This window comes from Aquabacterium fontiphilum (genome assembly GCF_009909205.1).
GTDB classification, from domain to species: domain Bacteria; phylum Pseudomonadota; class Gammaproteobacteria; order Burkholderiales; family Burkholderiaceae_C; genus Aquabacterium; species Aquabacterium fontiphilum.
In genome coordinates this window covers 331,817-356,194 of the sequence record NZ_JAAAPN010000003.1, presented here as the reverse complement: position 1 = coordinate 356,194, position 24,378 = coordinate 331,817, and the positions used below count along the sequence as shown (strand labels likewise).

22 protein-coding genes are annotated in these 24,378 nt (G+C 58.9%); 9 read left to right on the top strand and 13 right to left on the bottom strand.

The genetic code is table 11. From position 1 onward, the window contains the following. From GTZ97_RS05425 to GTZ97_RS05415, 3 genes are all read left to right on the top strand, one after another. Positions 1-1,036 (top strand): site-specific integrase (locus GTZ97_RS05425; protein ID WP_236651024.1); only part of this gene is annotated, 1,036 nt, incomplete at its 5' end. Continuing rightward, complete coding sequence (locus GTZ97_RS05420) at positions 1,029-3,311, top strand: hypothetical protein (RefSeq protein WP_161649542.1); 2,283 nt, start codon at positions 1,029-1,031, stop codon at positions 3,309-3,311. The genes GTZ97_RS05425 and GTZ97_RS05420, both read left to right, overlap by 8 nt. Beyond that, positions 3,301-3,762: a hypothetical protein gene (locus GTZ97_RS05415; protein ID WP_161649541.1), complete on the top strand. Its 462-nt coding sequence runs from the start codon at positions 3,301-3,303 to the stop codon at positions 3,760-3,762. Before GTZ97_RS05420 ends, GTZ97_RS05415 begins: the two co-directional genes overlap by 11 nt. A gap of 38 nt (positions 3,763-3,800) precedes the next feature. Here GTZ97_RS05415 and GTZ97_RS05410 read toward each other — a convergent pair whose 3' ends face one another. Then, positions 3,801-4,214, bottom strand: a complete 414-nt coding sequence (locus GTZ97_RS05410; protein ID WP_161649540.1) for a hypothetical protein — start codon at positions 4,212-4,214, stop codon at positions 3,801-3,803. Between the two features lie 95 nt (positions 4,215-4,309). Here GTZ97_RS05410 and GTZ97_RS05405 point away from each other — a divergent pair, with 95 nt between their 5' ends. Further along, positions 4,310-4,609: a helix-turn-helix domain-containing protein gene (locus GTZ97_RS05405; protein WP_330863551.1), complete on the top strand. Its 300-nt coding sequence runs from the start codon at positions 4,310-4,312 to the stop codon at positions 4,607-4,609. A 127-nt stretch (positions 4,610-4,736) separates the two neighbouring features. Here GTZ97_RS05405 and GTZ97_RS05400 read toward each other — a convergent pair whose 3' ends face one another. Further along, positions 4,737-5,105, bottom strand: a complete 369-nt coding sequence (locus GTZ97_RS05400; RefSeq protein WP_161649539.1) for a hypothetical protein — start codon at positions 5,103-5,105, stop codon at positions 4,737-4,739. Between the two features lie 95 nt (positions 5,106-5,200). Here GTZ97_RS05400 and GTZ97_RS05395 point away from each other — a divergent pair, with 95 nt between their 5' ends. Beyond that, a complete protein-coding gene (locus tag GTZ97_RS05395; protein WP_161649538.1) occupies positions 5,201-5,863 on the top strand; it encodes a hypothetical protein in 663 nt (220 codons plus the stop codon). A 216-nt stretch (positions 5,864-6,079) separates the two neighbouring features. Here the strand turns inward: GTZ97_RS05395 and cadR are convergent, their stop codons facing one another. Beyond that, on the bottom strand, positions 6,080-6,532 hold the full coding sequence (cadR, locus tag GTZ97_RS05390; protein ID WP_161649537.1) for a Cd(II)/Pb(II)-responsive transcriptional regulator: 453 nt from the start codon (positions 6,530-6,532) through the stop codon (positions 6,080-6,082). A 78-nt stretch (positions 6,533-6,610) separates the two neighbouring features. On the opposite strand from cadR, the gene GTZ97_RS05385 reads away from it, so the two are divergent. The 3 genes from GTZ97_RS05385 (at position 6,611) to GTZ97_RS05375 (ending at position 9,743) form a co-directional block, all read left to right on the top strand. After that, positions 6,611-8,854: a heavy metal translocating P-type ATPase gene (locus GTZ97_RS05385; protein WP_161649536.1), complete on the top strand. Its 2,244-nt coding sequence runs from the start codon at positions 6,611-6,613 to the stop codon at positions 8,852-8,854. Between the two features lie 73 nt (positions 8,855-8,927). Continuing rightward, a complete protein-coding gene (locus tag GTZ97_RS05380; RefSeq protein WP_161649535.1) occupies positions 8,928-9,257 on the top strand; it encodes a hypothetical protein in 330 nt (109 codons plus the stop codon). A gap of 114 nt (positions 9,258-9,371) precedes the next feature. Then, entirely contained in the window at positions 9,372-9,743 is a 372-nt protein-coding gene (locus GTZ97_RS05375; protein ID WP_161649534.1) for a hypothetical protein, read from the top strand. 44 nt (positions 9,744-9,787) lie between these two features. Here the strand turns inward: GTZ97_RS05375 and GTZ97_RS05370 are convergent, their stop codons facing one another. The 10 genes from GTZ97_RS05370 to GTZ97_RS05325 all read right to left on the bottom strand — a co-directional run bounded on the left by GTZ97_RS05370 (position 9,788) and on the right by GTZ97_RS05325 (position 22,465). Next, positions 9,788-10,177: a hypothetical protein gene (locus GTZ97_RS05370; RefSeq protein WP_161649533.1), complete on the bottom strand. Its 390-nt coding sequence runs from the start codon at positions 10,175-10,177 to the stop codon at positions 9,788-9,790. A gap of 30 nt (positions 10,178-10,207) precedes the next feature. Beyond that, positions 10,208-13,327, bottom strand: coding sequence for an efflux RND transporter permease subunit (locus tag GTZ97_RS05365; protein ID WP_161649532.1), 3,120 nt, complete (start codon positions 13,325-13,327; stop codon positions 10,208-10,210). A 14-nt stretch (positions 13,328-13,341) separates the two neighbouring features. Continuing rightward, positions 13,342-14,475, bottom strand: a complete 1,134-nt coding sequence (locus tag GTZ97_RS05360; RefSeq protein ID WP_161649531.1) for an efflux RND transporter periplasmic adaptor subunit — start codon at positions 14,473-14,475, stop codon at positions 13,342-13,344. After that, positions 14,472-15,026, bottom strand: coding sequence for a hypothetical protein (locus GTZ97_RS05355; RefSeq protein WP_161649530.1), 555 nt, complete (start codon positions 15,024-15,026; stop codon positions 14,472-14,474). The genes GTZ97_RS05360 and GTZ97_RS05355 overlap by 4 nt, the downstream gene beginning before the upstream one ends. Positions 15,027-15,056: 30 nt before the next feature. After that, the gene (locus tag GTZ97_RS05350) at positions 15,057-16,229 is read right to left on the bottom strand and encodes a TolC family protein (protein WP_161649529.1); all 1,173 of its coding nucleotides are present in this window, start codon (positions 16,227-16,229) and stop codon (positions 15,057-15,059) included. A 798-nt stretch (positions 16,230-17,027) separates the two neighbouring features. Then, positions 17,028-19,388: a heavy metal translocating P-type ATPase gene (locus GTZ97_RS05345; protein ID WP_330863550.1), complete on the bottom strand. Its 2,361-nt coding sequence runs from the start codon at positions 19,386-19,388 to the stop codon at positions 17,028-17,030. A gap of 100 nt (positions 19,389-19,488) precedes the next feature. Next, positions 19,489-19,683, bottom strand: coding sequence for a DUF2933 domain-containing protein (locus GTZ97_RS05340; RefSeq protein WP_407638773.1), 195 nt, complete (start codon positions 19,681-19,683; stop codon positions 19,489-19,491). Between the two features lie 116 nt (positions 19,684-19,799). Further along, positions 19,800-20,153, bottom strand: coding sequence for a hypothetical protein (locus GTZ97_RS05335; protein WP_137839878.1), 354 nt, complete (start codon positions 20,151-20,153; stop codon positions 19,800-19,802). 210 nt (positions 20,154-20,363) lie between these two features. Beyond that, entirely contained in the window at positions 20,364-21,779 is a 1,416-nt protein-coding gene (locus GTZ97_RS05330; RefSeq protein ID WP_171010168.1) for a heavy metal sensor histidine kinase, read from the bottom strand. After that, positions 21,776-22,465: a heavy metal response regulator transcription factor gene (locus GTZ97_RS05325; protein WP_058089017.1), complete on the bottom strand. Its 690-nt coding sequence runs from the start codon at positions 22,463-22,465 to the stop codon at positions 21,776-21,778. Before GTZ97_RS05325 ends, GTZ97_RS05330 begins: the two co-directional genes overlap by 4 nt. 476 nt (positions 22,466-22,941) lie before the next feature. On the opposite strand from GTZ97_RS05325, the gene GTZ97_RS05320 reads away from it, so the two are divergent. Beyond that, entirely contained in the window at positions 22,942-24,372 is a 1,431-nt protein-coding gene (locus GTZ97_RS05320) for a TolC family protein (protein WP_161649528.1), read from the top strand. The last annotated feature ends 6 nt before the right edge of the window (positions 24,373-24,378 follow it).

Genomic DNA, 24,378 nt, shown 5'->3' with positions numbered 1-24,378 from the left:
CTCAAGGACAAGCGCAAAGCGGGCCAGATCAAGGCCAGGAACAACTGATGTGATGAGCGCCCAGGTGGGTCACTTTTACTCCGACGACAACATCGGAAAGTGGGTCAGTTTTAAACCGACGTTGACAGCTACTCAGATGGCGTGCCTGGTGGCCTGCTCATATCAGTTCGGAATGCGTCCGAAGCAGCTTGGAATGCTGCGGAAGCGCGACAGTACAGTCCGACGCAGTGAGGAGGACGGCAGCTGGATCGTGCACTTGGTGTTTCGCATGATCAAGCAGCGTGATAAAGCGGTGTCCGGTATGCCCCTGACCAGGAAGGTTAAGAGAGAGTGGGCAAGCTTGTTTGCCGCGCTTGAAGTGCATCAACGCGAAGACGACGGAGATTCTTACTTCTTCGGCTTTCAGTCAAGCCAAGAGCTGGCGGCTGCACTAATCAGGCAGTTGGACAGCATACTGCCAGGCGCTGGGATCACCGCATATGACCTCAGGCATTCCATGGCGCAGAGGTTGGTGGACTCAGGCGCGAGCCAAGAAGAGCTGGCGTCTGCATTAGGACATTCTGTGCTGCGCACTGGCCTGGTTTACTTTCAGGCCTCGGCAAACCATGCTGAACTGGTGAACCAGGCGCTTGCGGCATCGCCAACGTACCAAGCCGTGGCCAAGGTTGCGAAGGCAAAGTTCATTGAGCCGGAAGAGCTTCTTAGACTGCGCGGCGAGGAGCAGGTTGCTGGCGTGCCTCATGGCATTCCTATCGCTGGCATCGGCGGCTGCACAACTGGGCAGCCCGCATGCCCCAACAACCCAGTGATGGCCTGCTACGGGTGTCCAAAGTTCATGCCGGTCAACGATGTTGGTATCCACGAGCAAGTGCTGCAGGAGTTCAGAAGCGTGGTGGTTCAATTCAAAGACATCGGTCATGGCGAGATCAAGTCGCCTGCGTATCTGCAACTGCAGAGGTCGCTATCAGAAGTGCAAGCTGTGATCGCTGAGCTTGATGGGCAAGGAGAGAGATCTGGGGGCCTCGTCAATGAATGAGAACTTCATCAACTTCATCGAGCAATGCAAGCGTGTGGCGGTAGCGGCGGGCCTGAACTGGGCCATTCCACTTGACAATGCGGGCGTCGCATTGAAGGGCTCGGCCTGGAACTTGCGCGCGATGGCGAATGATGGCAAGCCATCGCCTGCCGTGCTCAGAACATTTAGCACAGTGGAAGAAGCTCACAACCGGATGGCGTTGCGGAGGTCTTCGGCGATGTCGTTTGATCCGCAACCTGTTTCGGCAGCTTGGCAGGATCTGATCAAAGCTTTTACTGTCGAGCACATCCTTGTCCGACACAAAAGCGTCAGCCATGTGGCTGCCGCATGCAGCGCGCTTCGATTTCTCGCTACGACATCATCAAAGGAGCCGTGGGACATCACGGCTGAGGATGTTCAACTTGCGTGCGCATTTTCTGATGAGGACCAACCATCTGGTGGGCGGTCCATTGTGTTGCGCGGGATCGTTGGAAGCTTGATAGATCCGCTTCACCTGTTCGATGCCTGCCCCTTGTCAGCTTTGGTGGCACGGCCCATCGCCAATCGGAAAGGGCGCGCCAAGTTCGCAGAAAGAGCCGCCAAGCAACAGAAGACACTGTCCGAACGTAAGGCCGAAGAGAAGCTACCTGAGCGCAAGGCATTCTGGGAGATCATCCGCATCGTATTCACCGAGCGCCCGAAGACTTTGAATGATGCGCTTCGGTTCGCGATGATCAAGGTGCTTTTGATGACGGGCCTTCGAATCAACGAGGTGGCTGCCCTCCCCTTGGACTGGAAGCGCACACGAGGTTACGTCACCAAAGAAGGCCGCCCAGCCGGTGAAATTGGAGGCGTATCGGAAGCGTTGATGATTCGGCACTTTGCCGAGAAGCAGGACAGCGTCAGGCTGTATGAGTCCACCCAGTTTGTCCCGCTGCTTTTCAGGGACGAGCTGGAGTCGACACTGAAAGAAGTCGAGCGATTGACGGCGCCTCTTCGTGCCACGCTTCGAGCGCAGTACGAAACTGGCCGCATCTTTCCCATGTACTCGGAAGAGGAGCTCGTCGACTCGGTGGAGATGTATGTCCGGCTCACAGGGAACGCGGTTTGGGCCCGCGCCCCCCTTCCCTATGGGGTTGAACAGTGCCTTGCTCGTTACGCTGAGACGTTCGATGCTGCACTACTTCTTGAGCTGGCACATCTGCAGCGTCCAGCCTCGACGTTGACCGTGGCGATCAGTCGATACTTCTCACCAGAGCGCCGGAAGGATGGTCTCGTGCCCCTCGCGGCGGATGGAAGCAGAGTGACGGCCCGAGGAGTTCAACGCACGTACCTTCGGGTGGGTGAAGTCGAGGCCTATGTCAAAGAGCATCTTCCAACCAAACTATCTGATCTAACGCCTCTGACATTGGACAACGGCGAATCGATCGCACCTTGGCAGATGCTGTTTCTCATGCCGAAGAGAGCGGTGGGGGCTGGCCGTGGTCAGACTGTGCTTGACCCCAATTTGACGTTTTCCGTTGGGATCGCGGACTCAGCTTTGCTTCAGGTTGCGCTTGGGGCTGACTCTCAGAGGGACAGATCATTGTTCGCCATCTATGGGCGAACCGAGGAAGATCGCGCTCTCAGCATCAAATCCCATTCGTTCCGACATCTGCAAAACACAGAACTCTTCCGGCTCGGGGTAGCGGACACCATCATTACGAAGCGGTTCAACCGCCGGAGCGTGGCCCAAAGCTATGAATACGATCACCGGAGTCTGGCCGAAGAACTGGATCAAGTCTCGCTGCCCGAGGAGTGGGAACTGATGATCGGCGAGAGCAAGGCTGCCACCGTCGCGAAGATGATCCAGGTCGGTCGCGCGAATGGCCCAATCGTTCGGGAGTTCAAGCGCATCCAAGCGGATGAAGGGGACGCGGCGGCGTTGCAATTCCTTGCCGCAGAAGCTGATGGTTTCCACGCCACGCCATATGGCACCTGCCTGAATTCATTCACGGTAGACCCCTGCCCTAAGCACCTGGAGTGCTTCACGGGTTGCCGCCATTTGTCAGCGACGAATCTGCCCGAGCACCAGAAGAACATCTTGACCTTGCATGGTCGATTGAAGGTCGCACTAGAACATGCATTAGCTCGGCCGGAGGGCTCAGTCGGTAGAGCAAATCAGATTGAGCATGCCTCCGTCAGGATCGCAGGGGTGGAGAAGCTGATGGCCGCCCTCCCCGGCCAAGCCCCCTTCCCTGACGGCCAGGATCTGTCCCGTCCTGCTACACGTGAGAGTGTTCTTCATGGCGCGTAAAGCAAAGGACCCTTCGCATGATGAGCTGCGGCAAGTCTTGCAGATGATGCTTGACCGTGATGAAGACATCACGGCTCGGGGCGTTGTGCGTCTACATCCTTCGCTGAACAGTGCTTCGGACATCACCAGGCATGTCATTCGGAAGGCTTTGTTGGATGAAGCAATCCAGAAGCAGCAAGAGATTCGCCGAATCGCCGCATCTGTGAAGAAGACAGGAACGACTGTAGCGGCGGAGAAGCTGCAAGCGTTAGAAGCACGCATTCAACACCTGGAAGCCAACGAAGCTGCAAGAATCGCCAGCCACCTGGCCATGATTCAAGCTGTCGCTGAGATCGGGGGAACGGCCAAGCTATTGAAGTTCTACGAAGCTCATGCAGAGATCCGGGATCGCCTTCATAGCCAAGGCGCCCTGCCCGTTCCGGCGAACGTGCTCAGCCTGAACAAAAAGTAGCCACATGATCCGGAGTGCAGCAGGCCATCCTGGCGGCATCAATCGACCAGGTGCGCGAACTCGACCGTGCGCTTGGTGAATATCGTTTGCACCGTGGCCCGGTTTGCTGAGACATTCGTCCGGCGGGTTACCTGTTCCAATGCAACCTCAATACGAAAATCGCTCAGGTACTGTCCAAGCTCCTCGAAGGCGACCTTTACGCCCTCGCCGCCCTGCTTTCCAAACAGCAAGTGAACGATCAAGGCGAGCGGTGCCGCCATGTGTGACGTAGACGGTGTCTCGCTGTCGGCATCTAGATCTCCGAAACATACGTCAAGGTCTCTGCTGATGAGGTCGAGCCATTGATCAGACAGGTTGCAAGGCAGAGCTGCATCGGCAGGTTGGTCCTGCAATACCTCCTTAGCCAGCTTGTCGAGATCTGTGGGTGGAAGAACACCGACGCGTTTTGGCATGGAGCGAGTTTCTCCTGTGGTTTGCGCAGCAAGGACAACGGTGAGAGGCATATATGCCGTGGCCAAGAACATAGCACAATTGGCAACCTTGCGGCGTGCAACAGTCCCGACCGCCGAAACCGGCCATCCAGGCCACAAGCAAGCGCGCCACCTCCTTCGAACCGAAGGCGGCCGCTGCTTTTGGTGCGGTTGTGCGAGATGAAAGAGTGAAGCTCGGGGTGGCCCAGGATCAGTTCGCGTTGATCGCGAACGTGGACCGTTCTTATTTCGGCAAATTGGAACGCGGCGAGCGACAACCTTCACTCGCGTTGATCCTACGCATTGCAGGTGGGCTCCAGATACCCGCCGGAGAACTTATCAGCAAGGTCGAGAAGTCCTTGCAGAAGACCAAGTAGCGGCTCTCGCTCAGAGTGAAATGCGCGCGAACGTTCGCGTCCAACTAACCACTCGGGTTGAGCCGCTCGTCTCGCCTACCGGTCCGCCTGGCAGATCGGTAGGCGCTGAAGAACTCCCGGCATCAAGTTAGTTGACGCGATACCCCTGCTGCTTTGCCATACGCCGAAGGTCTAGCACTTCGTCGGCCATCGATCCAGGTCCCAGCAGTGATTCCAGGGCGTCTGCCATTGCAGCCAACTTGACCCCGTGGCGGATGCTAGCCTCTTTTGGATCCTGACCTGCCGACACTGGAAAGCTAAGGATCTCGGCCTTGTCCATCGTGAAAAACCAAAGCGACCGTGCAGCACTGTCCATGCTTCCAAATAATTCGCGGTAGCTTGAGAGTGCTTCAGCGTAGAGCAGCTTTTCTTCAGATTTGGTCATGGTGCTAATGATCCAGCCAGCAATATTTGCTGGAACAGTCTCCCCGAACGACTGGTTGTCTTGCAAGAGCATGACTGCTCCCGAAGAGCCACGGGTCAAGTTTTTGATTCTCACAGGCGCTCATCATCGAACTGTCCCAATGCGACCTTGTTTGATTGTGGCGTTGGATGGATGCTCTGAAGCACTGGATGAACCGTGGATGGCTCGGAAGCCTAGTTGGCATGCCCAGGGAGCGGCTTGGTCACGCGCTTGAGTTCGGCCTTCAGTCGACGCAACTCTTTTGCTTGGGGCAGCTGGCCATGGCGCCCTTTAGCCGGCTGCATGGCCTCCTTGATCCACTTGTAAAGTCTGTGGGTGCGGCCCCAATCGGCTCACCACATCGGCCACCGTGTAGCGTCGGAGGACACACCAACCCCGTTCGACTTCGTTGGCTGTTGTCATTGGCGGTGCGGTCACGCGCACCTCAGGCCGGAAAAATCATCAACACCAATCACCCGAAGTTTGACGTTCGCGTCCAGGTGCGCAGCAATGCTGAGGAAGCGGTGAAGGACTTGGCCGACAAGATCGCGATGGCCTACTACGAACACTCTGAGTTGATCTACGAGGAAGATGATCCGTTCACGTTTGGCCCGATACGGGTCGTGAAGGAAGGCGCTGTCAAGTTCGCCAACAGTCTCTATCCGCAGTATGGAAAGTTGGGTACGGAAGAACTGGCGTTTGCCAAAGGACTTGATGCCGCCAATGTGATTTGGCACCGCAACCCTGTCTCCGGGGGCTGGTCTATACCACTGCTGACCCCGGGAGACACGACCAACTTCTTCCCGGGGTGATCTCGGTTTCGGTGCAAAAACTCCCGCCTTCCGATAAGGGTTACCCCTCGGTTCAACAGGCTGCGCAGGGAGGACGCTGGGCGCCGCCGTTATCATCGAGTCACCTTCAAGGTCAGGTTTGAAGCAGGCCTACTGCTCTGCCTCTTATCGATCAGCCGACTACACGTGCCTCACGCGTTTTCCTTGATCATGGTTCAAGCCATGCAGTAAAGGTCTTCAACGGCGTTTGCCGTGGCTTGCTGAGACATGTTGTCGAGCTGTTGGCTGCTCAAGAGTCTCCCCCTGGCCAAGCCCACTCAAGATGCCGCAATGCGCCACGTCTTTTGCCTGAGCACATTGCCCCCGCAGGGCCACCAGTTGTTTTTTCAAGGCGGTCAGCTCTCGAATCCGTTGGGCCACATGTTCGATATGCTCATCCAGCACGTTGTTCACGGCCTCACAACTTTCGTTGGGGGCTGCTTGGAGCGCCAGCAGAGCCCGAATTTCATCCAGGGCCATGTCCAGTGATCGGCAGTGGCGAATGAAGGCCAGGCGCTCGACGTGGGGCCCTCCATAGATGCGGTAGTTGCTGGTGGTGCGCGAAGGCTTTGGGAGCAGGCCTTCGCGCTCGTAGAAGCGAATCGTTTCCACAGGGGTGCCAGACTGGGCTGACAAGTCACCTATTTTCATGGCGGGTTCCTGTTGGTGCGCAGATATGCCCATGTTATCGCTTGACTCTGTACCTACTTCAGGGTTTCAAATGCGGTCATGACCACGCCACGTACCACATCGCCCGAAACCACCAGCCCCTCAGCTTGCGAGAATCACAGTTGCGGATGCACGGGGGCATCCACTGCGGCGGTGATCTCGCCCAACCCCCCGGACGCTGGGTGGACCATGTTCCGCATCGCCTCCATGGACTGTTCCTCAGAGGAAGCGGAAATCCGCCGCGCTGTGGATGCCATCCCAGGCATCAGGGCACTTAGGTTTCAACTGAGCGCTCGGACGCTGGGCATCCAGGCCACGGAGCAGGCGTTGCGCCAGGCACTGCAAGCCATTCGCAAAGCGGGGTTTGATCCCCAACCTCTGCCTGCACCGCAGGCCAAAACACCTAACGAACACAATGCCCATGATGAGCACAGTGGAAGTGAGGGTTGGTCTAGGCTGATCTGGGCTTTGGGCCTGGCCATTGCAGCGGAGTGCATCGGCTTTTTCGCGCCTGATACTGCCTTGTTCAAGGCGATCGGTCTTGCGGTCGCAGCAGGTGCCATCGCGCTGGCTGGTCTGGGCACCTACCGCAAAGGCTTGTGGGCTTTGCGCCAAGGCAAGCTCAACATCAACGCCTTGATGACCGTGGCCGTTTCCGGTGCGTTCGTCATTGGTCAATGGCCCGAAGCAGCCATGGTGATGGCCCTTTACGCCATCGCGGAGTTGATCGAGGCACGGTCGGTTGATCGGGCACGCAACGCCATCAAAGGCTTGCTGGATCTGGCACCGCATCAGGCGATGGTGCAACAGGTAGATGGACAGTGGTCGGTGGTGCCTGTCGAGCAGGTTGAACTGGGCAGTCTGGTTCGCATACGGCCAGGCGAGCGTGTGCCGTTGGATGGCACCGTGACTCAGGGCAACAGCGCGATCAACCAGGCACCCGTCACAGGAGAAAGCATCCCGGTCGACAAGGAAGCTGGAGACTCGGTGTTTGCTGGCACCATCAACGAAACTGGCGAGATTGTCTTCAAGGTGACGGCGTCTGCGTCGAACACGACCCTTGCACGCATCATCCATGCGGTCGAAGAGGCTCAAGGCACGCGCGCGGCCACCCAGCGATTTGTTGATCGCTTTGCGGCTTTGTACACACCAGCCGTGTTTGTGATTGCCGTGGCGGTCGCTGTGTTGACACCATGGCTGATGGGCTGGGGTTGGATGCAGGCGCTCTACAAAGCGCTGGTGCTGCTGGTCATCGCCTGCCCGTGCGCCTTGGTGATTTCGACGCCGGTAACCGTGGTCAGCGCACTGGCTGCCGCAGCTCGCCGAGGAATCCTGATCAAGGGGGGGGCTTACCTGGAAGATGCGCGCAATCTGCGTGTGATCGCGCTGGACAAAACGGGCACCATCACAGAAGGCAAGCCGAAGTTGGTGGTGTGGGAGGCCCTGCAGGGTGATCGAGATGCCATCGCCCAGTTGGCCTCTGGCTTGGCATCCCGATCAGATCACCCAGTCTCGCGAGCCATTGCCCAAGGCCTGGCGGCGGCGCCCTGGGAGTTTGAAAGCTTCGAGGCGCTGCCGGGGCGAGGCGTACGGGGGCGTCGTCAAGCCACGGCCTATGTGCTGGGCAACCACCGCTTGATCGAAGAGCGAGGGCAGTGCAGTCCCGAACTGGAAGCCAAACTTCTGGCGCAAGAGCATGCAGGACGCAGCGTGACCCTGCTCGCAAGCGATCAAGGTGTGTTGGCGTTGTTCGCTGTGGCCGACACCATCAAAGAGTCGTCGCGCCAAGCTGTCGCTGAACTCAAGGCGCTTGGCGTGCGCCCGGTCATGCTCACGGGGGACAACAGCGCAACCGCTCAAACAATTGCCAAGCAGGCAGGTATCGACGACGCCCGAGGAAACCTTCTGCCCGAAGGCAAGTTGCTGGCCATCGAGCGCTTGCGGGCGGAGCACGGGCTGAGCGCCATGACCGGCGACGGCATCAATGACGCGCCTGCGTTGGCCAAGGCGGACATCGGCATTGCGATGGGCGGCGCAGGCACCGACACGGCCATGGAGGCTGCCGATGTGGTCATCATGAACGATGACTTGCGCCGCATTCCTGAGTTGATTCGTTTGTCTCGTTTGACCCATGCTGTGCTGTGGCAAAACATTTCCCTGGCACTGGGCATCAAAGCGGTGTTTCTTGTGCTGGCGGTGTTTGGGCAGGCTTCCATGTGGATGGCTGTGTTTGCCGACATGGGGGCCAGTTTGCTGGTCGTGGCCAACGGCTTGCGCCTGTTGCGGGCTCGGACGAGCCCCTGAGGAAACACTTCATTGCCTCGGAGATCAAGTCGATATAATAGGGACCATACGCCGCCTGATTGCCGTTTTTCTGATGATCGTGCTGCCACTCCAATTGAGTTGGGCTGTGGCGGCCACGTACTGCCAGGATGAGCAAGCTCCCGGTGCCCAGCATTTTGGTCATCACGTGCATTCACACCAAGACGGCGCGGATACTGGCAAGCATCCGACCAAGAGCACCCAGAAGGCCGAGAACGATTGTGGCTGCTCTGGTCACCTGTGCAGCGCTCATCTGCTTCCCGTGGGTTTTGATGTTTGGTCAAGCTCAACGGCTGAGCGGCAGTTTTTTGCCTCGGAAACCCTCCTTCATCCAACATCCGATCCGCCACGGATCGAGCGCCCCAACTGGATCGACTCCCTCTGATTCGACGGGACCGTTCGGATGAATTGTCATTGAGATGACACGCCATCAGGCGCACATCATTCAGCTTCCGGCTCGTCGAACCCACCCCGTTGTGTGTTTCATCAGGAGCCGATCATGAACAAATTTACGTTGACCTGTGTGCTCACAGGCATTTCATTGCTGACAACCGCGTGCTCTACGCTTGACTACGAGCCCTATGGGTATCGGGAGGGATGGCGCAGATCACAAGTCCTAGAAATTGGTCAAGCCAAAACCATGATGCAACGAGTTGCCGAAGACTGCCGGACAGAGCTGGGCGCCGAAGCGCCCTATGCCCGCTATGCCGTTGCGTCCTACAGTTACGGAGGCAACCCGAATTTGAGGGCAAAGCGTGTCGTTGCCGTTCCGAACGCCATGAATCTGGAAGTCGGGGACTGGGTGTCTATCAACATCACCGATTGCCAGAAACCTTTGAAGCGGGTCGATCAAAGAAAGATGCTGGATTGATCTGACTGGCCTGTTGAATAGGTTTTCAACAGGCCTTTTCCGTATTACTTGATCGCGAACCGGACGTTGATTGGCTTTTTGCCTGCCAGCGTCACCAGCGCCACCACCTTGGTGCCGCTCTTGATCGCAAAGCTGCCCTTGGCTTGCAGGTGGGCGTCCCCTGCCGGTGACAAGGTCACCGACGTCTTCTCAGTACCATTGAGCAAGGTCAACTTGGCTGTGGCGCCCTTGGCGCTGGCCGGTTTGCCGTGATCCCTCACGTGCAAGGCAATTTGATCGGGCTTGGCCACCAACTCGAAGTCCATGTCCTTCGCCTCGGTCACGATGCCTCCATGAAGGGACTGATGTTCATGGCCGTGGTTGTGTTCGCCGCCAGCTTGTGCGCTACAGGCCAAGGCCAGCAGGGAGGAAGCAATGATGTGGTGAATGCGCATGTGAATGTCCTTTCAGTGAGGGTGAATGAATCAGAAAACTTCGGCGCTCTTGTCACCGAGCAGGCGCTCGGCATCGCGCCTTCCAAACAGCCAGAACATGACGGGGGTCAGGAAGGTGTCCAGCAGGGTCGAGCTGATCAAACCTGAGAAGATCACCACCGCCACCGGGTGCAGGATTTCGGTGCCAGGCCGCTCGGCCTCGAACAACAGCGGCGCCAACGCAAAGGCGGTCACGAGGGCTGTCATCAGCACCGGGCTGAGCCGCTCCATCGAGCCGCGCAAGATCATTGCGTGGTCAAACCGCTCGCCTTCCAGCCGCATCAGGTTCAGGTAATGGCTGACCTTGAGGATGCCGTTGCGCACCGAGATGCCCGCCAAGGTGATGAAGCCGATCAAGGCCGCCACCGACAAGGGTTGCCCCGCCAGCCACAGGCCCAGCACCGCACCCACCAGAGCCAGCGGGATGTTGGCCATGATCAACGCGGACAGGATGGCTGATTTGTAGCGGGTGTAGAGCACCACAAACATCAGCACCAGCGAGACCAGGGAGAGCAAACCCACCAGCCGGCTAGCCTCTTCCTGTGCCTGGAACTGGCCGCCCAAGGTCACGAAGTAGCCTTCGGGCAAAGGCGTGCTGGCCACCACCTTGCGGATGTCGGCGACCACGTCTGACAAGGCTCGCCCTTGCGCGTTGGCAGACAAGACGATGCGGCGTTTGCCATCGTCGCGGCTGATCTGGTTGGGGCCATCGCTGTCTTCGATCGTGGCGATCTTGGACAGGGGAATCCGCCCGGTCGGCGTCTCCAGCATGATCTGACCCAGCCCCTGCAAGGTGCGGGCGCTCTCTGGCAGGCGAACCACCAGGGCAAAGCGACGGCTGCCTTCCACCACCTGGGTGACCTTTTCTCCCTCCACCAGGCTTTGGAGTACCGCCAGGATCTGAGGTGTTGGCACGCCGTACTGCGCCGCTGCGTCGTAATCCACCCGCACCTTGATTTGCGGCGCGAGCACCTGCTTTTCAATCTCCAGGTCTGCCAGGCCGGGCACTTGCGCCAACTTGCTGCGCAACGCGTCAGCCTGTCCCCTCAAGGTGTCCAGGTCTTCACCAAACAGCTTGATGGCGATTTGAGAGCGCACCCCCGAGAGCATGTGGTCGATGCGGTGCGAAATCGGCTGCCCGATCGCAATGGCCGCAGGCAGCATCGACAGGCGCGAACGGATGTCGGCTTTGACCTCGTCCATGCTGCGTGTGAGCTCGGATGCTGGCACCAGGCCGACATCCAGCTCACTGACGTGCACACCTTCTGCGTGTTCATCCAGTTCTGCGCGGCCGCTGCGACGGCCCACATGCGTGACCTCTGGCACCTCGCGCACCAGCACCTCGGCTTGTCGCGCCATGACGGAAGACTCTGCCAAGGTCACCCCGGGGTTCAAGCGCAAGCCAATCAGCAAGGTGCCCTCATTGAACGGCGGCAGAAAGGTGGTGGCAAAGAAAGGCACCGCCACAGCCGACAACACCGCCGCCACCCCACCGGCCATCAATGCCGACTTCGGCGCCATCAGCACGGCCTGCAAGGCCTTGCGGTAGCGCGCTTTCAGCCAGGCCAGGACACGGGTGTCGTCGTGGTCCAGGCTTTTCATGCGTGGCAGCAGGTAGGAGGCCAGAACCGGCGTCACCGTGACCGAGACCAGCAGCGACGCCAGGGTCGAGACGATGAACGCAATGCCCAGGGGCACGAACAAGCGCCCCTCGATGCCGGGCAGTGCAAACAAGGGCAGGAACACCAGGACGATGATGGCCGTTGCGTACAGGATGCCCGAGCGCACCTCCATCGAGGCGAGCTTGACCACCTCCAGCATGGGCATGCGCTCCGCCTCGGGCTTTTGGCGCTCCAGCTTGAGGCGGCGCAGCACGTTCTCGACGTCCACCACCGCGTCATCCACCAAGCCGCCAATGGCAATGGCCAGTCCGCCCAGCGTCATTGTGTTGATCGACAGACCAAAGTAACTGAAGACCAGCGCTGTGACAAAGATGGACACCGGGATGGCGGTCAGCGCAATGATGGTGGGGCGCAGCGTGCCCAGAAAAACGAACAAGATGACCGCCACGAAGACGGATGCACCCATGAGCTTGCCCTGTAGCGTGGTCACCGAGGCTTCGATGAAACTGGCCTGGCGGAAGGTGACACGGGGCGCCTCCATGCCCGCAGGCAGGGAGGTCTTCATCTCGCCCAGGGCCGCCTCGATGGTCCGGGTCAAACCAATGGTGTCTGCGGTCGGCTGCTTCTGAATGCCCAGGATGACGGCAGGTTTGCCCTCAAAACCTGCATCACCACGCTTGAGCGCGGGGGCGAAGCTCACGTCGGCGATTTGACGCAGGCGAATCGCCTGGCCATTGCGCGCCGTCAGGGCCAGGTTTTTCAGGTCGTCCAGACGCGAGGTGCGCCCCAGATGACGGATCAGGTATTCGCGCCCGTTGAGCTCCAGAAAGCCCCCCGAACTGTTGGACGAGAAACCCCTCAGCGCGCCTTCCAGTTGCTCATGCGTGATGTCCAGTTCAGCCATGCGGACTGTGTTGGGTTGCACCTGAAACTGGCGAACCTCACCGCCAATCGGGATGACCTGTGCGACACCTGGGATGGCCATCAGCCGAGGCCTGAGCACCCAGTCGGCATATTCGCGCACCGCCATGGGCGACATCTTGGCGGCTTCAATGGGAATGGCGACCTGCATGATCTCGCCCATGATGGAACTGATAGGGCCCATCCTCGGCGTGATGCCCTCGGGCAAGCCCTCCTCCATGGAGGTCAAGCGCTCCGACACCATCTGCCTGGCTCGGAAGATCTCCGTGCTCCAGTCAAAGGTGACGTAGATGAAGGACAGGCCCGCACTGGAGGTCGAGCGCACGCTCTCCACACCCGGGAGCCCATTCATCGTGGTCTCCAGCGGGAAGGTGATCAATTGCTCCACCTCTTCGGCGGCCATGCCGCCAGCCTCCGTCATGATGGTGACGGTGGGTTTGTTGAGGTCAGGAAACACATCCACCGGCGTGCGGGTGAGCGTGAAGGCCCCGTAGGCCATCAGCACCGCCGCAGCGATGAGCACGAGCAGCCGGTTGGCCAGGCTGCTTTCGAGTAGCCACTTGAACATGGTGTGTGGCCCTTTCAGCGAATTTGGTTGAGCAAGCTGGCGCCTTGCGTGACCACGCGCTCACCAGCCTTCAAGCCAGACGTGACGGCCACCGAGGCGCCATCCAGCGGCTCGAAGGTGATCACGCGAGGTGTGAAGCGCTCGGGCGATTGCTTGACCCAGACGATGTTTTGGTTCGATGGGTTCTTGAGCACCGCCGCGGACGGGACAGCTTGGCCTTTGACCGTCAAGGCAGATTGCACGTAGACCTTCAGCGGTTGACCCACAGCCAGTTGAGACAGCGCCTGCCCTGTTGCTGCAAAGACCAGTGGCAGCGCCTGATCACGCAGGCTTTTGGCGCCGCCGATGAACTTGAGCGGCACGCTCTGCCCCCCGAGGTTCACGGTCGCGCCTGACACGTTCTGAGCTTGAGCCATGTCATACGCCAGCGCCTCGATGCGCAGGCGCTGTGGGTCAACGACCTCGAAGACCAGTTCGCGGGCATCCACCACCTGGCCAGCCACGGCCTGTGTCGAAGCTATCACGCCGGATACCGGCGCCACGAGCGTGTCACGCCCCCCCAGTCCACCCGAGATGGCCGAGAGCCGATCGCTCAGGCTGGCCAACTCACTTTGCACCGCTTCAATCTCTTTGGCTGGCACCGTGTCGGACAGTTCCTGAAGACGTGCCAAGCGCTTGGCCGCCAATGCCCGGGCGGCTTTCAACTCTGCTTGCTGCGCGACCTGGTTGCTGCGCTCGATGGCGCCCGCTGTGGGCACCACATAGGCCAGAACCTCACCTTGGCTGACCTGCTGCCCCAGGCTGGGCAAGCCTTTGGGCCCTGCTTGTAAACGGCCCGCCAGGGAGGCTTGTACTTTGCCTCCTGCATTGGGGTCCATCGACACTTTGCCTGACAGCTCATACGCGCGAGGCAAATCACCATCGATGACAGCCAAGGTGCGCAGCTGCCACTGCCGTTGCGCAGGTTTGGGCAGGAACACACTGCCATCGGGTTGGCGCTTGGGGCCATTGCCAGTTGCCGCAGGCGGGGCATCGCCATGGTCATGTCCTTCACCCGCGTGAGCGAGGGTGGGGCTGAGCGCGGCGCCAAACACCAGGCAAGAGGCCAGGCACGAGGCCAGGGTCTTGGAGATCATTGACGTGCTCATGCCGCACCTCCCATGCGTGTGCGCTTGTTGCGCTGAATCAAGAAAAGACCACCGGCCACCACCACAAGCCCGGGCAGCGCCCACTTGAGCCAGTTGCTCATGGGCCATGTGCGGCTTTCTGCGGCATCGGTGTGTGCGGCTTCGTGCACATCCAACTCGGCCGCCAGCAGATCGGATACCTGGCCTGCCACCACGGTGGCACTCACCGGGTACTCACCTTCTTGAGGCTCAGCAGCCAGGGTGGCTTCGAATGTGCCTTCTTCGGTTTGTTTGACGGGCAATACCTTGCCTGCGAATTCGAGTTCCAGGCTGGCGCCTTTGACGGGGCTGTTGTCAGCAGCTTGATCCAGGTAGAGCGTCAGCATGCGTCCGTCAAGCACGCCGACCAGCTCGAACTGATCCGACGTTGCTTCGAAGCGGGCCAGAGTCGGCTCGGCGGCGGCGCTCGGCGCCTCGCCATGGTCGTGGCCTTCACCGGCCAGGGCCAAAGCCGTCATGGTGCTCAGGCCGAGGGCTGCTGCCCAGGCACGGAGGGTTTGAATGTGTTTCATGTGAGGGTTACCTTTGCAATTCGGAGGTGGTCATGGCTTGGGCAACTCGCCCATGGCTTGCCACCAGGCAGACCAGGCTGCGGACACGTCAATGCGTGCGCGGCTGAGTGCTTTTTGCGCCTGAACGGCTTCCTGTTCGATACGCAAGCGGGTGGGCAAATCGGTTTCACCCAAGCGGAATGACTTGTCGAAGAAGTTTTTACTCTCCTGCGCAAGTTGCGCCTGGCGTTGCGTTGCCAGCCATTGCGCATGGGCACTTTGCAGGCGTGCCTGCGCCGAAGCCGCTTGGGCTTTGAGGCGTGTCCGTACCTGCGACGTCAAGGCTTGTGCTTCCTGCGCCGCAGCCAAGGCTTCGGCCTGTCTGGCATCGGCTCGCGCGCCCGCGCCAAACGGGAACCTCAGCCCGACGGTGATGCTCTGCTGATACGGGTCGCCTGCTTGACCTTTGCTGCGTGTGGTCAACACCGTGAGCTCTGGACTGGCGCGCCTAGACGAGGCGGCCAGATCCGCTTGCGCACTGGCCATGGCTTGTTGGGCCATGGCCTGCGCCACCAGTGGGTGCTGGTTGTCTGCTGGGGAATCCGATTCGACGGCATCCAATGCAGGCAGTGGAGATGAAACGTCACCCTCCGATACCGCCGTAAGGTTGTCAGGAGAAAAGTCAAGCCATCCGGTCAGGCCCCTGAGTTCATGCAGAGATGCCTCATAGGCACCCTGCGCCTCAGCAACTGCCGACTCGGCCTGTGCCACGGCGACTTGCGCCTGGTGCTGATCCGCGCGGGCCAGATCACCTGCTTTGACGCGGCGGGCCACGTCGTGGGCAATTTGCTGGGCATTGGCCACCCTGGTTTGGGCCAACGCCAACTCGGTTTGCGTGCGCTGCAATTGCCACCAGCTTTCGCGAACCAGGCCAGCGAGCTGAAGACGCTGGGCCTTCAAACTGCCTTGCAGCGCCAGGATCTGGGCATCGCTGAGTGCAATGGCGCGCTGGCTCTGACCAGGCAGCCACAAGGGCAGTGCCACACCCACCTCCACTTCGCGACTGCCTGCGCCCGAGCCTGGGCGGTCGGTCTTGCCTTGCAGCAGCATGGCGGGCGCATCGGCCATCCAGCCGCTGTTGGCGGCCCTCAATGATTCCGCTGCACGCAGGCGTTCGGTGTAGGACTGCGCCTCAGGCTGACGCGACCACGCTGCTTCCAACAAGGTTGAAAGCGTCAGTTTGGAGGGCGCAGCGGTGAGGTGTTGAGCTTCGCTCTTTGAGATGACAGGTGCCTGAGCCCCTGTTGTTTGAGCTTGAAGGGGCGACAGACAGAACAGCGAGGCCACCATGGCCAGCGCTGAGATTCTTGTTTGATGACGGAAATGCATCCGATTCTTCTCCGGGAAAAATCCACAGGTGGAAGGAATCGGCGAGGGTCAGGTTCACGGCGTTGAAGGCGAAAAGGGCCGCACAAATGGCATGGCACCAATGCGTCAATCACACGCGATAAGACAGGCTGGTTGTGGGGCGCGAACCCCGGGGCAGCACCTCGCCGCTCAGGCGAGGTTTGACCAGTTGGGGCGGTCGGGCAAGGCCACAGGTGCAGCGGGCACCCTGGCATCTTCAGCGAGCATCAGGCCACGATTGGGCGTGCCAACCTGGGTGAGGCTCTTAAATTGGGGCAACGCTGCGCAGTGACCATGGCAAGCGTGGCAGTCGGCGTGGTCGGCGTTGGATGTTTGACCATCGGGTGACGGGAAGTCACCAACACTCAGTTCGCTGTGCTCATGCTGGTGGTGCCCAAGATGCGTTGTCTGGGGCGAATGTTCGTGCTGGCAATAGGGTGCCGCTGCCGCCCAGAGGGACTGCAAAGGCAACCAACACAGCAAGAAAATGGCAATCCAGCGACGCATTGGTCAAAGTGTATCAGGGTAAGGATGGTGCTTGGCAGGTTTGTCAGACCTCGCCAGAGCTAAGATGGGGCGGATGAATCCTCATGGCTCGGACATGGCAAGCCCCTGTCAGTTCTTCTTGAATCGCTGCAGTCGCAAGGCATTGCCGATCACCGACACGGAGCTCAGGCTCATGGCCAGAGCCGCAATCAATGGGGACAGCAGCCACCCGGTCAGGGGATACAGCAAACCCGCTGCGATGGGAATGCCCAAGGCGTTGTAAACGAACGCGAAAGCCAGGTTTTGCTTCATGTTGGCCACGGTCGCCATGGATAGCATGCGCGCCGTGGCAATCCCTCTAAGGTCGCCTTTGACCAGGGTGATCTGGGCGCTGTTCATGGCCACATCTGTACCCGTTCCCATCGCGACACCCACATCCGCGCGAGCGAGCGCGGGTGCATCGTTGATACCGTCGCCCGCCATGGCCACCACGCACCCCTCTTTCTGCAGGCGCTCGACCAGCAAGAGTTTGTCTGCGGGCTTGACCTCGCCATGAACCTCATCGATACCCAGCCGTGCGCCGACCGCTTTTGCTGTGGTCTGTCCGTCGCCTGTGGCCATCACTATTCGGATACCTGCCTCCCTAAGGACGGTCAGTGCCTCAGGAGTGCTTGATTTGATGGGGTCAGAGACAGCCAGTAAGCCGGCAATCTGGCCATTGACAGCCAGGTACATGACGCTGGCGCCCTCCGCGCGCAACGCTTCTGCCTGCGGAACAAGTTTCTCTACGGGAGCCCCGATCTGTTGCATGAGGGTGGTGTTGCCCAGCGCCAAGCGATGACCATCTACCTCCCCTTGTACGCCAATGCCTGTGCCAGATTCAAAATTGATCGGCTTGTCCAAGAGCAGGCCCTGTTCACGAGCCGCTCGAACGATGGCATCGGCAAGTGGATGCTCGCTACCTTGATCGAGGCTTGCTGCCAACCTCAATACTTCGGTGGCGTCCCAGCCAGGCGCTGCCACTGCGCGGTCGTAGGCTGGCTTGCCTTCTGTGAGCGTACCCGTCTTGTCCACGATCAATGCATTGACCTGACGCATGCGTTCGATGGCCGCAGCATCCCTGAACAACACACCTTGCGTGGCTCCCTTTCCGGTGGCTACCATGATGGACATGGGCGTGGCCAAGCCCAGCGCACAAGGGCAGGCGATGATCAGCACAGATACCGCGTTGATCAGGCCGTACACCCAGCTCGGATCAGGCCCGAAGAATCCCCAGCCAAAGAATGTCAAGAGGGCAATGCTGATCACGGCCATCACGAAGTAACCGGCTACGACATCGGCCATGCGTTGCATGGGGGCCTTGGAGCGCTGCGCCAGGGCCACCAATTGCACGATCTGCGACAGCATGGTCTCCGATCCAACTCGCTCCGAGCGCATGATCAGCGCACCGTTGGTATTGAGCGTCGCGCCTATTACCTTGTCGCCTAATCGTTTGCTCACGGGAATGGGCTCACCAGTCAGCATGGATTCGTCCACGGCACTCGTGCCTTCCTCCACGACGCCGTCCACAGGAACCTTCTCTCCGGGCCTTACGCGCAAGCGGTCTCCCACGTGGACATGGGACAACGGTACATCTTCTTCGGTTCCGTCAGGCTTTAGCCTCCTGGCTGTCTTGGGCGCCAAACCCAGGAGCGACTTGATGGCAGCTGACGTTTGAGAGCGCGCTTTCAGTTCAAGCACCTGTCCAAGCAGCGTCAGAGAAATGATCACGGCAGCGGCTTCAAAGTAAACCGCCACACGCCCCATCGCCATGAAAGAAGCAGGAAAGACCTGTGGCGCAGCGGTGGCCACGACGCTGTACCAGTACGCCGCACCAGTGCCCAGGCCGATCAGTGTCCACATGTTGGGGCTGCGATGCACCACCGATAGCCAGCCCCGATAGAAGAAGGGCCAACCGCCCCATAGCACGATGGGTGTGGCCAGGATCAGTTCCACCCAGCTTTGGACGGTCATGTCCATCAGCCCCAGGTTGTGTCCGAACATTGCCAGCACGAATACGACGGCAGTTAGTGGAAGCGTCCACCAAAAGCGCTGCTGAAAGTCACGCAATTCAGGGTTGTCGTCATCCAGGATGGGAAGCAAGGGCTCCAGCGTCATGCCGCACTTGGGGCAGTTTCCCGGGTGGTCCTGACGAACCTCCGGGTGCATGGGGCAGGTATAGGTGGCGCCTGTGAGTTGCTCCGAGGCTGGTAACTGAGGAGGTGTTGCTTCAGCCTGCTGCGCCTCGTTTGGCAAGACGAACCGATCTGGGCTTGAGAGGAATTTGGCTTTGCAGCGTTCGCTACAGAAGAAGAACATCTTGCCTGCGTAGCTCTCGGTCAGTGCCGATTGCTGCCTGATCGTCATGCCACAAACTGGATCCTTGACTTCGTCGTCAAGCAATGCGGTGCTATCGCTTGGTGAGTGGTGATGGCTGTGATTTTCATTCACGGGCAACTCTCCAGCGGTGATTGGAAAAAGCGCGGCAGGAACCTTGGTGTGATGAAAGCATGGGCCTCGTAGGCCGCTCCAAACTCACGTTGTATGCACTTCATCGGGTTGTCTTGCCAGAATCTGCCGATTTCTGTGGCGTGTCAGACCCGTGCTTTTGCCCTCCGTGACCGCCATGTCCATGCCCGAACAGGTGCATCAGTGGGCATGCCAATAGCAACAGATAGGGCAGCTTACCCACGACATGCGACCAGTGCTCTCGCAATACGAAGAACGCCAGAATGGCGCCGACCATGATCAACGCTACGCCGAGCGGGGACCTCAGAAACGATGGGCGTCCAGTGCTGCTTTGGTGATGGGTGTGTGCGTTTGTCATTTGCGCTCCGTGTATTGCGAGTGTTTACGTGGAAATCACTTTTTCGTACCGGATGCCGGGCCCATGCCCATGCCGTCCTTCATCATTGGACAGCCGCTTTCCTTCATGGCTTTCATGTGCTCATTCATGGCTTCCTGGCGCTTCTTGAAGTCTCGGATCTTCATGATTCGCTGGATTTCGGCGTGGTGCTTTTCCATGTGGGCGTGCATGCCCATTGACTCGCTCATGGCCGACGAAGTCGATGCGCTTGGGGCAACAACTGACGCGGATGCCGACGCCGCAGGGTGATGTGCCGAGTGATCTTCTGCCTTTGATTGTGCAAAGGCCATTCCGTTCAGTGCCAAAAAAACCAGGGCTGCGGCAGAGAAGTTGCGTTGATTGACGATCATGCTGACTCCAGTATTCGCTAGGCGAACGGTTGTGGTGAGTTCAGCTTAGTGGCAGCACCTTTCATGCAGGTGAGTCAGAGATTACAGGTTTGTTATCTTGGTGTCATTGAGGCCATTAACGCCAGCCAGCTTGATCTAGATCAATGGCAGAGGGCGCGCATTGCGCGGCACCGGGTGCCTGGATGCCAATTCCACAACAGAATGAGCATGTCAGGCGTGGGTCGGGTTCGCCCTGTCGCCCACCGGGAAACTCAGCGTGAAGCAGGTGCGCCCGTGCTCTGAGGTGACGGCGACTTTTCCGCTGTGGGCTTCGACAATGGCGCGCGTGATGGACAGTCCCAGCCCTGCGCCGTCGCTGGATGGGTGAGCCCGAGCGGGGTCTGCACGGAAGAATCGATCGAACAACCTTGGTAAAACCTTGGGGTCGATGTCTTCGCCCGAATTGGCAACAGCCACCTCGATATAGGGCTCTGCTTTTCGCACGGAGATGCAAACGTCTCCGCTGCTCGGTGTGTGGCGAAGGGCATTTGACAGCAGATTGCTGACGGCCCTCCTGAACATCAGCCTGTCACCTGTGATCAGGTCATCGCCCACAACGTTGATGCGGATAAATTTTTCTTCCGCGACGGCATCGTAAAACTCTACGAGTTTCTGGATTTCTGATGACGCTTGAAAATGCTCCTTTTGAGGTATGGCAAAGCTGCGTTCAGTCTTGGCCAGAAAAAGCATGTCTGACACCATTCTGGCCAAGCGCTGAAACTCCTCGACGTTAGATGCCAGGGTATCTCGATAGGTCTCCGTGTCACGTTGCGATGACAGGACAACCTGTGTTTGTGTCATCAAGTTGCTGATAGGTGTGCGCAGTTCATGCGCCAGATCAGAGGAGAAATCTGACAAACGCTGAAAATCACTTTGCAGCCTGTCCAACATGCTGTTGAGTTCCTTTGCCAGATCGGCCATCTCAATGGGAACTGAGCCGACAGGCATCCGCTCGTCAAGTTGCCTCCCGGAAACTGTCGCAGCACGCGATTTCATCGCCCTCAACGGAGCAAGACCCTGGTGGGCAGCAAACCAACTGAACATGCCGCTGGCGATCATCGCAAGTACCGTGTAAATCGCCAAGGTTCGGCCGAGTTGGGCGATGAATTCGTCGTGGTGTTTCGTGTCAATGGCCACAACAACGTCAAGGGCGTTGGTGGGGTCGTATCCAGGGCTTTGCTGCATGCGAAGCGCCCGGTATTCCCGCCCTTGACTCTGCCACCTTTGAATCACCTGCTCGTCAGGCTGGCTCAACCCAGGCGCCACTTGCCCAGGCGGAGAAAACCGATCTGAACTGTAGAGTGTTGATCCGTCAATGCCTTTGGCAGAGATGTACATGCCGTGGTGGTGATTCAAGGCCTCGCTCAATCTTTTGCGGGCGTCATCTTGAGAGCGCGACTTCGTTAGGATGTCCTTGATGAGGAGTTGCTTGTCACTGAGGGTGAAGCGGTCCAAATCGATGAAATGCTGGTCTGCAGCGTACATAAGCAGGCTGCCCAAGCCCAGCACAATGCACACGGACGTCAAGGTGAAGAACAATGTCAAGCGAGCGGTCAGTGACAACGCCTTCAGTCGTTCGATCTTCACTGAGCAGACCTTCCAGGCTCTTCGAGAACGTACCCCATTCCTCGTACTGTTTGAATCAACTTCATGTTTTGGCCTTCGTCGATTTTGACCCTCAGGCGTCGAATGGCCACCTCGATCACGTTGGTATCGCTGTCGAAGTTCATGTCCCACACTTGCGATGCGATGAGAGAACGCGGCAGCACCTCACCTTGTCGCCGCATCAGTAGCTCCAGAAGACCGAACTCTTTGGCCGTCAAGTCGATCCTCACGCCACCTCTGGTCACGCGTCGTCGCAAGAGATCCATCTCAAGATCAGCAACGCACAACGTTGGGCCGTCACCATGCTGCCGCCCCCTGCGCAGGATGATTCGAACCCGCGCCAGCAACTCCGCGAACGAGAACGGTTTGATGAGGTAATCATCGGCGCCCAACTCCAGCCCTTTGACACGATCCTCGACTTGATCGCGGGCTGTCAAAAATAAGACAGGCATTTCCAGGCCTTGCTGACGCAAGGTGCTCAGCACTTGCCACCCGTTGAGACCTGGCAGCATGACGTCCAGGATCACCAGATCGTGCGCACCGTGTTTGGCGAGGTGAATCCCGTCGGGGCCGTTGGTCGCCAGATCGACAACAAACCCTGCTTCGCTGAGCCCTTGGCGCAGGTACTCCCCGGTCTTTGGTTCGTCTTCTACGATCAAGATGCGCACGGTGATCTCCAGTTCCTGCCAGCGCATGAGTTTGCCGCCATTCTGACGTGCGTTTCGCAGATGACAAAACTGTCATCTGCGAAACATGTTCTCGACAGGCTGACCTGAGCACAATGGCAGCTTGAAATCACAGCTTGCCAAGAGGAAGACATGCTATTGGCCCAATCGTCCTATGTTGTTCGCCCCGCACTGGGTCTGGTGCTGTTAGCCATGGGGGGGCTGACCCAAGCCCAGCAGCCTGCCAGTGCTGAACCAATCGCGCCACCTGAATTCATGGTGACCTACCGATCCCCTATTGGCAGCTACCAGGGCTTTTCCGATCCGGTTCTCGCGGCCTGGAAAGAGTCCAACGACTTGGTCGGTCGCATTGGTGGTTGGCGAGCTTACGCACGAGAGTCGCGTGGTGGTCCCAACATCAAACCGAGCAGCGAGTCTGAACGCGATGATCCGCACGCAGGTCATGGGGAGAGCCGTCGATGAAAAGGCTGTTCAATCGAGTACCGCTGAGAGCGGGTGTCGCTGCGATCGGTTTGGGTGTTCTCTCGGGTTGTGCGAGCATCGACATTGGTCAATCGGTCAAGCGCATCAACGACGAAACCTCGGGCTTCACGCAGGGGAATCTGTCGCTGGCGACGAACGATTCTGAAAAGACAAAACTCCGCGGACGAGCCCACTCTCTGTTGGAAAAGCCTTTGAGCCAGTCGCAAGCAGTGGAGTTGGCGTTGGTCAATAGTCCTTCCATGCAAGCCCTGCTGGCGCAGAGTTGGGCTGAAGCAGCTCAGACGGCTCAGTCAGGCCGCATCGCCAATCCGGTGTTCAGTTTTGAGCGCTTGCGCGCTGGCGATGAGCTGGAGTTGGGGCGCGCATTGTCCTTTGGTTTGCTTGACCTCATCTCTTTACCTTGGCGACAAAGTGCCGCCAGCCGACGAATCGATCAAGCACAGGTGAAGCTGGCAGCAGACGTCGTGGATCAGGTGACCTTGGTCCGCCAGGCTTGGGTCCGTGCTGTGGCCGCTCAACAGACGCTCAAGTATGCCGAACAGGTCTATGAGGCATCCCAAGCAAGCGCAGAACTGGCGCAGCGTATGCAAGCGGTCGGCAACTTCAACCGAGTTTCGCGCGCCAGGCAACAGGCCTTTTATGCCGACGCAGCAACCCGGTTGGCCTCTGTAAGCCATCTGAACACGGCGGCCAGAGAGGAGTTGGTACGTCTGCTTGGTTTGAACGATGCCCAAGTCGATCAACTGAGGCTTCCAGATCGTCTCCCCGACTTACCCAAGGAACCGGTGAATCCGAAGGCATTCAGTGCGCAGGCGTCTCAATCTCGACTGGATATTCGCTTGGCCCAGAGCAATTTCGATGCGTATGCCAAGGCTCAGGGTCTTGAACTGGTGAACTCGTTTACCGACATCGAGTTGACCGCCCGCAGGAACACCAAATTTGATAACGCAGCGGGAACAAGTTCCACTGCCAGAGGTTATGAGTTGGCCTTGCGACTGCCAATTTTTGACTGGGGCGGTATGCAGCGCGACGCCTTCAATGCGCGTACTTTGGCTGCGGCCAATCAGCTTGAGGCCGTCATACGCTCAGCAGGCTCCAACCTGCGAGAGAGCTATTCGGCTTATCGAGCTGCTTACGACGTCGCCAGGCATTACAGAGACGAGGTTCTGCCTTTGCGCAAGGTCATCTCGGATGAGAACCAGCTTCGCTACAACGGCATGCTCATCGGTGTATTCGAGTTGCTGGCCGACTACCGGGATCAAGTGGAAACTGTGATTGCCGCCATCGATGCTGAACAACAGTTCTGGTTGGCCGACGCCGCGATGCAGGCATCTCTGATCGGGCGCCCCACCAGTACCACCTTGTCCGTCGGCGGCGCAGCTCCCAGCGCCGGTGGCGGTCATTGATCAAAG

Bases quoted from the DNA above. Each gene is read 5' to 3' on its own strand.
- GTZ97_RS05400 (WP_161649539.1), bottom strand. From the start codon at position 5,105: ATGCTCTTGCAAGACAACCAGTCGTTCGGGGAGACTGTTCCAGCAAAT.
- GTZ97_RS05410 (WP_161649540.1), bottom strand. From the start codon at position 4,214: ATGCCAAAACGCGTCGGTGTTCTTCCACCCACAGATCTCGACAAGCTG.
- GTZ97_RS05355 (WP_161649530.1), bottom strand. From the start codon at position 15,026: ATGAAACACATTCAAACCCTCCGTGCCTGGGCAGCAGCCCTCGGCCTG.
- GTZ97_RS05395 (WP_161649538.1), top strand. From the start codon at position 5,201: ATGGATGCTCTGAAGCACTGGATGAACCGTGGATGGCTCGGAAGCCTA.
- GTZ97_RS05320 (WP_161649528.1), top strand. From the start codon at position 22,942: ATGAAAAGGCTGTTCAATCGAGTACCGCTGAGAGCGGGTGTCGCTGCG.
- GTZ97_RS05365 (WP_161649532.1), bottom strand. From the start codon at position 13,327: ATGTTCAAGTGGCTACTCGAAAGCAGCCTGGCCAACCGGCTGCTCGTG.
- GTZ97_RS05380 (WP_161649535.1), top strand. From the start codon at position 8,928: ATGATCGTGCTGCCACTCCAATTGAGTTGGGCTGTGGCGGCCACGTAC.
- GTZ97_RS05335 (WP_137839878.1), bottom strand. From the start codon at position 20,153: ATGATCGTCAATCAACGCAACTTCTCTGCCGCAGCCCTGGTTTTTTTG.
- GTZ97_RS05370 (WP_161649533.1), bottom strand. From the start codon at position 10,177: ATGCGCATTCACCACATCATTGCTTCCTCCCTGCTGGCCTTGGCCTGT.
- cadR (WP_161649537.1), bottom strand. From the start codon at position 6,532: ATGAAAATAGGTGACTTGTCAGCCCAGTCTGGCACCCCTGTGGAAACG.
- GTZ97_RS05415 (WP_161649541.1), top strand. From the start codon at position 3,301: ATGGCGCGTAAAGCAAAGGACCCTTCGCATGATGAGCTGCGGCAAGTC.
- GTZ97_RS05360 (WP_161649531.1), bottom strand. From the start codon at position 14,475: ATGAGCACGTCAATGATCTCCAAGACCCTGGCCTCGTGCCTGGCCTCT.
- GTZ97_RS05385 (WP_161649536.1), top strand. From the start codon at position 6,611: ATGACCACGCCACGTACCACATCGCCCGAAACCACCAGCCCCTCAGCT.
- GTZ97_RS05340 (WP_407638773.1), bottom strand. From the start codon at position 19,683: ATGGTCGGCGCCATTCTGGCGTTCTTCGTATTGCGAGAGCACTGGTCG.
- GTZ97_RS05420 (WP_161649542.1), top strand. From the start codon at position 1,029: ATGAATGAGAACTTCATCAACTTCATCGAGCAATGCAAGCGTGTGGCG.
- GTZ97_RS05375 (WP_161649534.1), top strand. From the start codon at position 9,372: ATGAACAAATTTACGTTGACCTGTGTGCTCACAGGCATTTCATTGCTG.